12 protein-coding genes are annotated in these 12215 nt (G+C 60.2%); 1 reads left to right on the top strand and 11 read right to left on the bottom strand.

All coding sequences use genetic code 11. The annotated features are described in order from the left end of the window. Positions 1–17 precede the first annotated feature (17 nt). The 6 genes from AC5RK6_RS06280 to AC5RK6_RS06255 all read right to left on the bottom strand — a co-directional run bounded on the left by AC5RK6_RS06280 (position 18) and on the right by AC5RK6_RS06255 (position 6842). The gene (locus AC5RK6_RS06280; RefSeq protein ID WP_274778608.1) at positions 18–1331 is read right to left on the bottom strand and encodes an MFS transporter; all 1314 of its coding nucleotides are present in this window, start codon (positions 1329–1331) and stop codon (positions 18–20) included. Positions 1332–1366: 35 nt separating this feature from the next. Continuing rightward, positions 1367–2359 carry a 4-hydroxythreonine-4-phosphate dehydrogenase PdxA gene (locus AC5RK6_RS06275; protein WP_126135471.1) on the bottom strand — a complete coding sequence of 331 codons (993 nt, stop codon included), beginning with the start codon at positions 2357–2359 and terminating at the stop codon, positions 1367–1369. A gap of 75 nt (positions 2360–2434) precedes the next feature. Continuing rightward, positions 2435–3442 carry a sugar phosphate isomerase/epimerase family protein gene (locus tag AC5RK6_RS06270; RefSeq protein ID WP_274735211.1) on the bottom strand — a complete coding sequence of 336 codons (1008 nt, stop codon included), beginning with the start codon at positions 3440–3442 and terminating at the stop codon, positions 2435–2437. A 65-nt stretch (positions 3443–3507) separates the two neighbouring features. Continuing rightward, the gene (locus AC5RK6_RS06265; RefSeq protein WP_274735213.1) at positions 3508–4491 is read right to left on the bottom strand and encodes a tripartite tricarboxylate transporter substrate binding protein; all 984 of its coding nucleotides are present in this window, start codon (positions 4489–4491) and stop codon (positions 3508–3510) included. 2 nt (positions 4492–4493) lie between these two features. Then, positions 4494–6188 (bottom strand): tripartite tricarboxylate transporter permease, encoded by a 1695-nt coding sequence (locus AC5RK6_RS06260; protein ID WP_274735214.1) that lies wholly within the window; start codon positions 6186–6188, stop codon positions 4494–4496. 18 nt (positions 6189–6206) lie between these two features. Next, entirely contained in the window at positions 6207–6842 is a 636-nt protein-coding gene (locus AC5RK6_RS06255; RefSeq protein ID WP_284894993.1) for a tripartite tricarboxylate transporter TctB family protein, read from the bottom strand. 225 nt (positions 6843–7067) lie between these two features. Between AC5RK6_RS06255 and AC5RK6_RS06250 the strand changes: the two genes are divergently transcribed. Further along, positions 7068–7307, top strand: a complete 240-nt coding sequence (locus tag AC5RK6_RS06250; RefSeq protein WP_274735217.1) for a hypothetical protein — start codon at positions 7068–7070, stop codon at positions 7305–7307. Between the two features lie 8 nt (positions 7308–7315). Here AC5RK6_RS06250 and AC5RK6_RS06245 read toward each other — a convergent pair whose 3' ends face one another. The 5 genes from AC5RK6_RS06245 to AC5RK6_RS06225 all read right to left on the bottom strand — a co-directional run bounded on the left by AC5RK6_RS06245 (position 7316) and on the right by AC5RK6_RS06225 (position 12129). Continuing rightward, complete coding sequence (locus AC5RK6_RS06245; RefSeq protein WP_274735219.1) at positions 7316–8011, bottom strand: GntR family transcriptional regulator; 696 nt, start codon at positions 8009–8011, stop codon at positions 7316–7318. A 289-nt stretch (positions 8012–8300) separates the two neighbouring features. Then, complete coding sequence (locus AC5RK6_RS06240; protein WP_274735221.1) at positions 8301–9164, bottom strand: HAD family hydrolase; 864 nt, start codon at positions 9162–9164, stop codon at positions 8301–8303. A gap of 98 nt (positions 9165–9262) precedes the next feature. After that, positions 9263–9766, bottom strand: a complete 504-nt coding sequence (locus AC5RK6_RS06235) for a hypothetical protein (RefSeq protein ID WP_274735222.1) — start codon at positions 9764–9766, stop codon at positions 9263–9265. Positions 9767–9815: 49 nt separating this feature from the next. Then, complete coding sequence (locus tag AC5RK6_RS06230; protein ID WP_274735224.1) at positions 9816–11345, bottom strand: hypothetical protein; 1530 nt, start codon at positions 11343–11345, stop codon at positions 9816–9818. 61 nt (positions 11346–11406) lie between these two features. Next, on the bottom strand, positions 11407–12129 hold the full coding sequence (locus tag AC5RK6_RS06225) for a sugar O-acetyltransferase (RefSeq protein ID WP_274735225.1): 723 nt from the start codon (positions 12127–12129) through the stop codon (positions 11407–11409). Positions 12130–12215: the final 86 nt, after the last annotated feature.

Raw genomic sequence — 12215 nt, 5'->3', positions numbered from 1 at the left:
GTCGCTACGAGGCGCGCTTAGGCGATAGGCCGCCGCTGCGCCAAGGGACGATTGAAATTAATGAGGGCAGAACCGATCATGTACAGTCCTGCCGCGCAGGCGAGGAAGACGAACGCTCCAGTAAAGGAGCCCCCGGCTGCCTTGATCGCGTAGCCCATGATGATGGGAGCAAGCGCACCGCCCAGGGATGAGGCCATGTTCATGACAGAACCAACCGTTCCCACCTGGCTCTTCGGGGCGAGCCAAGCCGGAATAGCCCAGTACAGCCCACCGAAGTTCGTGAAGAACACCGCGCCAGAGAGCAGGAAAAGTGCGGTCATTCCGGATGGTGCGAAGGGAATTGCCGCCACGCATACCGCCATGCCGAGGGCGGAACCGACCAGTAATGCCTTCATGACCTTGTTGTAATCATTGAAGGTGCGCCGGCCCCAGTCCGCGAGCCACCCGGCTACCAGCTGGCCCACCACGCCCATCATGAACATGAAGAAGGTGCCCCAGCCTAGGCCGGCTAAATCGAAATCGCGGGCACGCGAGAGATAGGACGGGGTCCAGGAAATGAGGCCCCACCATACTGTGGCCCAGCCAAGACGCCCGAACCAGAAGGCCCACCAGGAGGTGGAACGTGCATAGTCAACGATGCGCGGGAGCTTGGCCTTTTCTTCTGCGGTGAGTTCGGCCCCTTCCTGACCTACCTCACCTTCGCGGATGTGTTCGAGTTCTTCCGCGCTCACCCGTGGGTGTTCTTCCGGAGTGTCACGCACCCAGATGTAGTAGATAATCGCAACGATCACCGTGATCCCGCCGGTTATATAGAAAGCCCAGCGCCAGGACCCGAAGAATCCAATTATTGCGGTGACCATAATGCCACCCACAGCGGATCCGAAGGCCCCGGCCATATCCACGAAAGTGGCGCCGCGGGCACGTTCCCCGGAAGGCAACCAAGAAGAGTTGAGCTTGGAGCCCGAGGGCGCACACGGTGCTTCCAATGCACCGAGGAGCAAGCGGGATACCCCGAAGCCCAAGCCGGTGTGGATAAAACCAATAACCATCTGGGTTCCGCCCCAAAGTGCTCCGGCCGCACCGATAACGCGGCGTGGCCCGAATTTATCGAGGAGCCAACCACCCGGAACCTGGAAGATGAGGTAGGTCCAGAAGAAAGTAGAAAGAATCCATCCCTGCATATCCTCATCGATGCCCAGTTCCTTATCGATAAAGGGCAGGGCGATGGACAGGGTGGTGCGGTCAATGTAGTTGAGCAGAATAATGAGCCACAAAATCATGAAGACTTCAATGCGAATCTTCGATTTTTTACCCTTGCGTGGGTGGCTCACTGCGTGCTTATTAACGGACATGGTGAACCGGCTTTCTATGCCTGGGCCGCTTCTGCGGTCTTGACCCCGAGGGAAGTAGCAATATCAAAGGCTCGCTGGGAGGGACCGATGGAGGCAATACCCTGGCCCACGATTTCGTAGGCGGTGCCGTGGGCCGGGGTGGCCAACGGCACGGGCAAACCTCCCTGAACCGTCACACCCTTATCGAAGCCAATGGTCTTGAGAGCAATCTGGCCCTGATCGTGGTACATCGTGACAACGCCGTCGAAATTCCCCTTCTGGGCTCGCATGAAGGTGGTGTCCGGCGGGAAGGGACCCTGCACATTAACACCATCAAACTGGGCGAGTTCCACCCCAGGGGCAATATGGTCAATTTCTTCCCGGCCGAACTGCCCGGATTCTCCACCGTGCGGGTTGAGCGCGCATACCGCGATACGCGGTTCTTCTACTCCGATGCCCTTAATAACATCGTTGAGAAGGTTAATGGCATCGCGAACCGCTCGGGCGTTAATACGGGCGGCTACTTGCGAGATTCCACAATGCGAAGTAACGCGCGAAGTGGTGAGCCCGGGAATGAAATTGAGTTCGGAAGTGAAGCCGTCGTAATTGAGTTCCTTGGCGAACCAACGCAGCTCGTCCTCTTCATGCATGCCGGCTTCGTGGAGCGCGGCTTTGTTGAGGGGGAGGAAAATAATCGCATCCGCTTTGCCGTCCTTGTACATGCCGATAGCCTTGAGGAGATCGGATTTCACACGCCGACCGCCTTCCACGGAATGCTCCCCGCGTTTAACGGGCTGATCTTGGAGCTCGGATCCCACGATCTGCACCTCACCGGGCTTTGCTTCTTCCGAATAGGGGAAGCTCAGAGAGAGCTCCGCGCAGTATTTCTCTACTTCGGAAGCCGATGCAAGCAGCTTAATATTGGCCTTCTGACGGTTCTCCTCATCGGCACATAACTTCATCGCCAGTTCGGGGCCGATGCCTGAGGGATCACCGATAGTCATAGCAAGATTGGGAACGATAGTCATTGTTTTCTCCTTTGTAGCTGTGGTCGCTCGTGCGGCCAGTGACGGACGGATAACTGGGGTAAATAGGTTCGGGGATTAGTACGACGGTGCGGGGGCCGACTCACGAGTAATCTGTCCAATGGCACCCTGGCCCGTGGCGGAAAGATTCGCGTTGAAAGGATCAATGGTGCGCAGTGCGGAGCGCAGTACCTGGCGGATATAGCGGGCATTTGTTGCTCCCACTCCCAGCCAGTCCGAGCCGTAGTGTTCCACCATGAATGCTCCGGTAAAGCCACCCCGCAAAGCTTGCCGAATCACGGCGCGGTAGTTAATAAGTCCGCTTTCCAGGGGAACCGGCGCGGACATATAGGTGCCAGTTTCCGGGTCCTCATCGCGAATATAGTTCTTGATATGCCAGTAATTGGCGTAGGGAAGAACCGCATCGAACATGTCCTGGTAGCTGGGCATGGGCCGGTGCAGGCGAATGAGGTTGCCGATATCCGGATTAAGCCCCACGTTGTCACGGTCAATATCACGCACGAAACTCACCGCGCCGTCGTGGGTTCCCACGTAGGTGTCTTCGTACATTTCCAGGCTGATGTGCATTCCGAGCTGGCCGGCGTGCCGGGCTAGTTCCCGCACCCGTTCCACCGCGAGCGGACGCAATTGCGGATCGCATACGTGCCCGGGTGCTAGCCAGAACCACAGCGCTTTTTCCTGCGCCGGGGTGAGGGCCTCCATAAAGCCGATATTGATGACCTGTGCCCCGAGCTCATGCCCGCGGTCAATGAGGTCATGTACGAAGGCAAGATTGGTATCTCCGTTGCGAACATCGACGACGGAACGCCTACCTACGGAAATAGCGGGAATGCTGAGGTCGAGATCGCGGCACATATCCCGGAAAGACGCGAAGCGTTCCTCGGATATCTCAACAAGGGGAACCCAATCATCCATCGGATCAATGGCACCGAAACCAAGCTCCTTGACTTGGAGAAGCTGGTCTTCCCATATGCTTACCGGTGCGGTTCCTATATCCTCCCCTGTTTCTGTGCGGGATCCGAAATTCATCTTGGCCGCAATTGGCCAGGTATCCGCCGTATACACCTCATCACTCCTTTCGCCGGCCCCGGTTCCGGGGCCGGCGCTTATCTGCTTATTGCTAGCGAGCCTTAGCTCTGCCCGAGTCCCTTCTTGAGATCTGCTTCGTACCCTTCGAGGTACTTGACGAAATCATCGCCGAAGAGAGGATCGATCTGCATGAAATTGGTTTCCATGTAGTTGGTGAAGTCCTTGCTTTCGCTGTACTTCTTTGCTGCATCAATCCAGTACTCGCGGGCTTCTTCGCTGATCCCACCTGTCGCGATAAGGCCGCGGAACTGGGAGAAGGTCACGTTAATGCCTTCCTCCACGGTGGTGGGGATATCCTTGAGCGCATCGTAGCTATAGCGATCTTCGGAGATCACGCACAGGGGAACAAGATCGCCGGCTTCCAGCTGGCCCATCACTTCGCTGGGATTACCCAGGGCGACATCAACGTGTCCGCCGAGCAACGCAGTCACGGCTTCACCTCCGGATTCGTAGGGCACGCGTTGGAACTGCACACCCTGGTCCTTTTCGATAAGGCCAAATTGGATAGCGTCGTTACCGGTCACACCACCGGATATGGAAACCTTGACAGGACCGGCCTTCGCCGCATCCACCACAGCACGGCAGGAATTGTAAGGAGAGCCCTTCTTTACAACCATGATCGTCGAGTCCTGACCCGCCTTCATGATCGGGGTGAAACTACGCCACGTGAAGGGCACATTTTCGGTGAGAGGAAGGTTTATGAGGGCGGTTTCGGTGGCGAGGAGCTTGGAACTATCACCTTCTTCGCCCAGGAACGCAGCATAGCCGACGGCGCCGCCGGCACCCTGGCGATTCTCCACCGAGATGGACTTACCTGTGACGTTCTCCAGGCCGGAGGCGATGGCACGGCCTGACATATCGGAACCACCACCGGGGGCCATAGGTACCACCATGGTGATACGGGCGCCGGGATCGAAATCGCTTCCTCCCGCGGAGGAACCCCCGCCCTTATCCTGACAGCCGGAGAGGGCAAGGAGCGCGCAGCTAACAGCGGCGATACCGCTCATGAGTCGTGATATTTTCATTGTTATTCCTTAGAGTTGATCGTCGTTGATCCGGATTGGGGGATGTCACCGCCTAGCGCAAGACCCGGCGGTGGGGTGGTTGTCGTGTCGAGAGCGCGGGTTCCGCGCGCGGCCGAGCCGGTGCACTCCCCCACGGCAGCAGGTTGCGCAGCATCCACGGACGGCACAGGCTCAATCGCGGAAGTCGCTTCTGCGGGAACTTCGGCCGCCGCGGATTTGCGGCTGGATTTACGTGAAAAACGCTTGAGGAGGCCCGGGACCACCATGATGGCAAGGGTGATGCCAAGGATGGTCAAGGCTAGGGGCTGACGGAATACGATGGTGAGATCGCCCTGACTGAAAGCAGAAGTCTGCACCAGATAACGTTCCACCATGGGCCCAAGCACCATGCCCAGGATGAGCGGCGCCGTCGGATAGTTATATTTCTTGATGAAGAACCCAGCCAAGCCAGCAACGAAAAGAACCGTGAGTGCGAAAACACCATTCTCTACTGCAAATGCCCCAAACATCGAGAAGAAGATAATGAGGGGATAGAGGTAGGAGTAAGGCAGGCGCAGAACTTGGGCAAAGACGGGTGCCATGGGCAGGTTGAGGACGAGCAGGATAACGTTCCCGATGAAGAAAGACGTTAGCAAACCCCACACCAACGTAGGTTGATTCTCAAAGAGGAGGGGCCCCGGCTGGATCCCGTACATGACAAATGCGCCGAGGAGAACTGCCGTCGTCGTACCACCGGGAACGCCCAGCGCGAGAGTCGGAACGAAATTCGCATTGGCCGCGGCGTTATTTGCAGATTCGGAGGCTGCTACGCCTTCAATAGCGCCCTTACCAAAGTTGCGGGAGTTCTTGGAGACCTGCTTTTCCGCGCCGTAGGCAACCAGGGAGGCAAGAGTGGACCCCGCACCGGGCAGGCAGCCGAGTACAAATCCAAGCCCGGTACCACGAGTAATGGCCGGAAAAGCCTGCTTAATATCGGAGGGCTTAATGACCATGTCACGCATGCGGGCACGAATCGGTTTCGCGGTGCCCGCACCGATCTGGGACACTACTTCACCGATGGCGAATACTCCGATCATAACGACGACGAAATCAATGCCGCCCAGCAAACTCACGCTTCCAAAGGTGAAGCGCGAAGCCGCGAAGGCCGAGGACATTCCCACGGTGGAGAGCACTAGGCCAATACCGGCCATCATGAGGCCCTTGGCGAGGTTATCGCCGGAGAAGGAGATGATGGTGAGCAGGCCCATGATCATAATGGCGAGCATTTCAGCCGGGCCGAAACGCAGCGCGAATTGAGCAATAGGAGCTGCCACCAAGCAGAGCAGAATAAGGGAAACAATGGCGGCGAAGAAGGAGCCGATGGCAGCAATCGCGAGCGCCTTACCAGCTTTTCCTTTTCGGGCTAGAGAGTAGCCGTCTATAACTGTTGCGACGGCGCTCGCATCTCCCGGAGTGGCAATGAGGACCGCAGCAATCGTGCCGCCGTACTGGCACCCGTAGTAAATACCCGCGAGCATAATGAGCGCGGTGACCGGTTCCATCGTGAGGGTAAGAGGCAGCAGAATTGCCACGCCCGTGGTGGCCCCCAGTCCGGGGAGCATCCCAATAACGGTACCGAGAAGTACCCCGATGAAACACCAGAGCAGGTTGTCTGGGGTGAGAGATGTTTGGAAACCGAGTAGAAGATTCTCAATCATGATATGTTCGTTCCTCCCTTACACCAGGTCAAGCATCCCGGTAGGAAGCGGCACTTGGAGAAGCACAGAGAAAACCACGTAGCCGAAGAGGAAGGTGAGAATAGCAGCGAGGAGCCCCTGCCACCATTTGCGCCGTTCCACGAAAACAACGAGGACAAAGACCATGAGCGTGACGGAAAACAGCAGGCCGATCACGCGGGTGAGGATAATTGCGCCAAGCATTGCGAGGAAGACGTAGACTACCGCGAGCTGACGCTGGCGTTCGGTGCGTTCACCTTCCGCGGGCGTTTCTTCTGCCGCATACTGTTCCATCAGCTGGACGGATTCGTCATCTTCTGAGTCAGTTTCCGGCGCGGGCTTCGTGATGTTGGAGCGAATGAGATCCCAAATCGAGGCGAGGACAATAACGCAACCGGCGACGAAAGGCATGAGCCCGGCACCAACTTCGCCATTGGTTTCTGATAGTCCGTAATTCCATCCCGACACAATGACGTAGATGCCGATACCTAAAATAACGAGGCGGAAAGCCAGTGCGCCGATATCCCGATTTCCGCACTGGCGTTGGGCTTGTGCCGGCGCGCTTGTGGTGGCACCCGTGGTGTTCGGAGAAACCGCGCCGGGTGGGTGCATCCCAGGGTCTCCATCGGTCTTCACCGTTGTACTCCTCATCGAGCAACCTTTCCTTCTGGTAGTGCACTTCTGTGGTAGGGATGACGTTTCTGCTTTGAAACCGACATCGACAGTGACGCGCGCTACTAAGTTTCCAATATCCTATATCGTATAGGATTCTGTGACAAGGGTCGCGCGGTACTGTGACATGCCGAAGCTACACAAAAGCGAGACGTTCTCAGCCGTCACACCGATGCCGAAGGAGGAGCGATGGGGCAGATTCTCATCACGGTCGGGATTGTTATCTACCTAGGTGTCGCGGTGCTCTGGGCTATTAACCTGGTACGCGGATTGCGCCACGCAGCAAAGGATCCCCACTCGCAGCTGGATCGGGGCGCACGGCGAACCACCTACTTCGCCTTAGCTACTTGCTGGGCTTGGCCTGCGTGGATCTTTATCAGCCTCGCGCTTGCCGCGCGGCGCATTCGCCAAGCCGGCCGTGGATGCTAATAAACGATTTATTCCGCGTCAGAAATTGATCGGCGCAGCACCCCGTTGAGATGGGCTTCCATAGCAGCTAGTGCATCCTCGCGCGCACCCGAGGCGAAAGCCTCCAAAATAGCATGATGCTCCGCAGTGGCCTGCGCACCGTCAGAACTTCCTTCCCCAACGGTTTGGCGAATGCGGTGAGCCTGGAAAGCGAGGTTATCCACCGCCGATTCCAGGTATGAATTATTGGCGTAGCGAATAATAACGCGGTGGAAGTTCCAATCAGCATCGAAATAGTGGCGGATATGGGCGAGGTCAAGGTGCCCTTTTTCATGTTCGAGATTCTGCCACGCGACTTCGTGTTCGGCGTGGGCCTGGCGCAATTCCGGAAGAAGTCGCTTGGCGTGCGGATAAGCCCAGTCAACCGCCTGGAGTTCCAGAAGCTTACGGACATCAATGAGTTTGCGAATTTGCTCGGTAGAGATGGGGGGCGCCACCCGGTAGCCGCGCCGAGCTAGACGCTCCACCAAGCCAGTATGCTCCATTTCCACCATGGCTTCGCGTACCGGGGTAGGAGAGACATCGAGATCACGAGCCAGGCCGTCAATGCTCAAAGATTCTTCCGGCTGGAACACGCCGCCCAGCAGCATATCGAGTATGGTGGAATACACCTCGTCACGCAAAGCAGCACGACGACGCTTAAGCAGAGAACCGGTGACGGCCACGGCGACTCCTTGGAATCCAATGAACACACTCTTCGCCCACCGTCTCGCGCCGTTAGCACGCAAAGAATCGCGTCACAGAGGCGGGGGTATGGGCATAGTATACCGAGGGCGCTGGGCCAGCTCCGGGACTTGAGTCAAGGTCACTTAAGCAAAGGAACGCCGCTGCGATAACCGCGGGCGGCTTGACTGCACTCATCAAGCCGCCCGCACTTTATTAGCTTTTTCGGGAGGTCCGTAGGCTTGCTGATCAGCGCGCCTCCGTGCCTTTCGCGCGACTCCCACACCTCCGTCAGCGTGCCTCCCGCGCCTCCGCGATCCGATTGCACAGCGCAGCCACGGCATCCTCGTCATTGGAGCCGATCTCATAGGCGGAAATGTCCTTGACCGCCGCTACCGAATTCGACGGGCAGATCGCCACACCCACTTCGCGCAGCCAGGGCAGGTCATTCGCGGAATCGCCGATGCCGGCGGTGCGAGCAACCGGGGCGCCGAGCCCCTCGAGGATGGTGCGCAGCGCTACCCATTTATCGGTAGCCGGGCTGGTCACCTCAATAGTGCCGTCATAGGAGCGCGCCGCGTTGGGGAATTCCGCCGCAAGATCAGCGCGGATACGCTCATACTCTGCGTCGTTAGCAAAAAGCGCGGCCTTGAGGCGGTCTTCGCGGGGCAGCTCCTCCAGATCCGCCACGATGGGCTGCTCGCCTTCGTTGCGTTCGGCGAGCACCCGCACCGCTTCGCCGTCCTCCTTGGCGAAAAGGTGGTCGCGTCCAAAAATAACCAGCTGGAGGGCATGCTTGCGGCAAAAGTCGAGGATGCGCTCGTAGAGTTCATCATCCATAGGTTCGTACGACGCCGCGCCTACCTCACCATGCGCATAATCCCGCACGGAGGCCACCGCCATAGCGCCACTAGCCGCGATCAGCGGGCCGTCAATATTGGCACGCTCGTAAATCCCCACGGTAGCCGGGTATACCCGGCCGGTCGCTACGATAATCGCGACGCCGGTGGCATGCAGCCGGGCCAGTGCCGTGATCGTGGCATCGGAAACGTGTTTGTCATTGCGCGCCAGGGTGCCGTCCAAATCAAGGGCCAGCGCGTCAATGGTGAGAAGGTCTGCGGGAAGCTCTGCTTCCAGGTCCAGATGAATAGCCATATCTCCACGGTACGCTACTCGCGCGCGCTCCGGGTGGGCCGCGCGGCCGGCATCACCGCAGCCACACCCGCCGCCACACCCGCCGCCGACACCGCCCGCTACCGGTGGCTCACCGTTTCTTTCCCGTGAATTTCCACCAGCTGCGCGGTGGCGGACTGGCCATCCTTGGCGATCTCCGTGATATCAATCGTCAGGGCCAGCTCACCCCAGGCCGGATCCGGGCTGGCCGGCTTGGGAGTTTCACCCGGGCGCGTCACCACTGCCGGATCCACGGTTTGCAAGCCGAGCCGCTGGGGCGAATAGCTTTCCAGGCCGGCGATAGTCACCCGCGCTCCCCCGCATTGGGGCGGGTAGCTCGCCATAAACACCTCACACATGGTGGCCACCCCGCCGCTAATAATCACCCCGCCGCGTACTTTCACTTCCCCGGTCCCGTGCGCAATAGCCGCAGCGGGACCGGATTCGGTATCCCCGGGGCCGCCGGGGAGGGGCGTGGCCGGTGGCGGCGTCGTCGTATCACCGCTGCAGCCGCCCAGGCCCGCCACGCCGCAAAGCGCAGCCATCACGCCCGCGGCAACCGCCATCATGTTCTTGCTCCGCATGTCACGCCTTTCGTTTCCGGGCCCGTGCCCCGCGCGGATTCGACCGCGCTTACTGGTAGCTCACAAAAGCCGGGGTTGGCTCCACCTGGGTGTAGGTTTCCTCCGGCGTGAGCATGGGGGTGTCCTCATCGTAAAAGTTCTTCCAGCCCCACGCCACACCCGCGGGCGCGTAGCTGTGCAGGGTGTGCCAGGTGTCCTGCTTGGCGGCCTGGCTACCCTGGCCGTCGGCGTGGATCACCAGCGCGACTTCGGCGCGGGACCGGTCGAGCTGATCGACGTCGCGCAGCATCTGCACCTGGAACTGGTGCAGAATCACGACTTTCTGGGGTAGCTGATTCTCCCGCACAAAATCAGCGAGCCAATTAATGGTTTCGTTGACCTCGCTGATCTCCACGTGGCCGATGCGCTCGAGCGGGAAATCATCCGGGCCCAGGCGCCATTCCGGATCCAAGGCGATACCCACATTCGGGTAGCGCAACAGCTTCTCGTAGCGTTTGACCTGCTCCGGGAAGCTGGAACGCCCGGGCTGGAAATCGAGGACCACGTACTGGCCGTGCCGCGCGGCCTCCTCAATATAGGGGATGAAAATATCCGGATCCCATTCGTGCGAATAATTACCATCGTCACCGGCCTGCCCGGCCGCCACCGTCACGATGAGTTCCAACGCGGGAATAACGGCATCCTCCGTGAGGGCGCGATAGGGCTGGGCATGCGCTGCGGCCCGCGCCACGGTTTCCTCCACGCCCTGCTCGCCGAGCACCCCCAGCGCGGCCGTGACCGGCGAACCGTAAAGCGCTACGTAGCGCTTGCCGTCCAGCACCAGCTGCCCGCCGCCGGGCAGTTCCGTTCCGGTGCGCGCCGCCGCTAATTGCCAAGAAAGATTCGGAAGGTCGACGCCGAAGCTGGCCACCGCCGCCTCGCTTCCCGCGAGCGCGCGGATAGTTGCACTGCGTGCGCGCGGATCGGGCCCAGATTCGACGACGGCGCCACCTGCCGCACGCACCGTGGCCAGAGTAGCGGAATTCGCACCGTCGGTAATGACGGGGAATGGCGCGGTGGTGGTGGCCGGCAGGTAGTGGAAATCGGCCGGCGTGAGCGGGTACCGATACTCCTCGACCGTGCCGCTAAACCAGGCCGGGGCCGCGGTTCCAACCAGGAGAGTATGCGTGACTCCGAGCCGCTCAAATTCCGCGGCGAGGGCGCTCTCGGCAATCGGGGCTTCGGGCTGCGCCCCTCCTTGAGGCGCGAGAGGCGCGACGTGCGCTTGCGCATTCCCCACCGGGAAAACCGGCACCCCGAGAGATTCGGCCAGCTCACCGGCCTGTTCCACGGAGTCCGGGCCGCTCACTACCGCGAGCCGGGCGCTGGCAAAAAGCGTGGCGGAGGCGGCAAGGGCACCTTCCATATCCGCGACGGGGAGCACCAGGTCCGCCGTTGGAGCGCGGTGCACGGCAATGGGACCGCGTTCTTGGGCGCTCGGGGCGCTGCTGCATGAGCTGAGACCGAGAGCTAGAACGAGGGCCAGGACGGCGAGCAGGGTGAGCGATGCCAGGTGCGATCGACGGTGACGATGCGGCACAAAACTTCCTTCCTTCGGCGCCTTTCCAGGGTAGCGATAATGCGCCGCCCGCGCATCTGGGCTACTGCAAAAGAGGCTCCTCGCTTACGTCCGCTTGGTAGTCAGCGAGGAGTGCTGCCGCGAAGGCGGCGTCGTCGGAATTAATGGAACGGAGCACGCGGGCCGGAACTCCACCCACAACGCTCCCCGGCGGGACGTCGCGCAGCACCACGGCGCCGGCGCCCACCACGGAATTCTCACCGATGGTCACGCCGCCCGCGATGGAGGCACCCATGCCGATCCAAACGTTATTTTCGATGGTGATGGGGCGGCCGTATTCGAGGCGGGTGGCGCGCAGAGCTGGGTCGATGGGGTGCGACGCGCAGGACATGGTGACGTGCGGGGCAATGAGGACCCCGGCGCCGATGCGCACCGGGCACAGGTCGAGGATAACCGCTCCGGTATTAATGAAGGAGCCCTCCCCCAAGCTGATATTCACGCCGTAATCGCAGGTGAAGGGGCGCACGATCTGGGAGCCGGCCCCGATTTCACCGAGTAGTTCGCCCAGGATTTCGGTGGCGCGCGGGCTGCCCCAAGCGGCCTCGGCGTTGAATTCTTCCAGCAGCGCGATGGCGCGTTCGCGCACCCGGGCTTGCGTTGGCCCCCAGCGGTAGAGCCGGCCTTCCACCATGCGCCGCCACTGCACGTCCACGGGTTCACCCGGAATCGGGCAGCGGCTGCGTTCGGGCAGCTCACCAACGTGCGGGCGGGCCACACGGCGCGGGTTGAGAGGCTTTTCAGGCATTTTTCTTCCTTAGGTTGATGTGCGGGGCAAGATGGAAAGGTGGTACGACGACGCCCGTGCGGGGCGAGTAGTGACCTACCCGCCCC

This window comes from Actinotignum sp. usb-actsch-213 (assembly GCF_059085665.1).
Note: the sequence above shows the minus strand (reverse complement) of the source record. Positions and strands in the feature narration are given on the sequence as shown.

Excerpts from the sequence above, each read along its gene's own strand:
- AC5RK6_RS06235 (WP_274735222.1), bottom strand. The coding sequence starts at position 9,766 with ATGCGGAGCAAGAACATGATGGCGGTTGCCGCGGGCGTGATGGCTGCG.
- AC5RK6_RS06225 (WP_274735225.1), bottom strand. The coding sequence starts at position 12,129 with ATGCCTGAAAAGCCTCTCAACCCGCGCCGTGTGGCCCGCCCGCACGTT.
- AC5RK6_RS06250 (WP_274735217.1), top strand. The coding sequence starts at position 7,068 with ATGGGGCAGATTCTCATCACGGTCGGGATTGTTATCTACCTAGGTGTC.
- AC5RK6_RS06275 (WP_126135471.1), bottom strand. The coding sequence starts at position 2,359 with ATGACTATCGTTCCCAATCTTGCTATGACTATCGGTGATCCCTCAGGC.
- AC5RK6_RS06260 (WP_274735214.1), bottom strand. The coding sequence starts at position 6,188 with ATGATTGAGAATCTTCTACTCGGTTTCCAAACATCTCTCACCCCAGAC.
- AC5RK6_RS06265 (WP_274735213.1), bottom strand. The coding sequence starts at position 4,491 with ATGAAAATATCACGACTCATGAGCGGTATCGCCGCTGTTAGCTGCGCG.
- AC5RK6_RS06240 (WP_274735221.1), bottom strand. The coding sequence starts at position 9,164 with ATGGCTATTCATCTGGACCTGGAAGCAGAGCTTCCCGCAGACCTTCTC.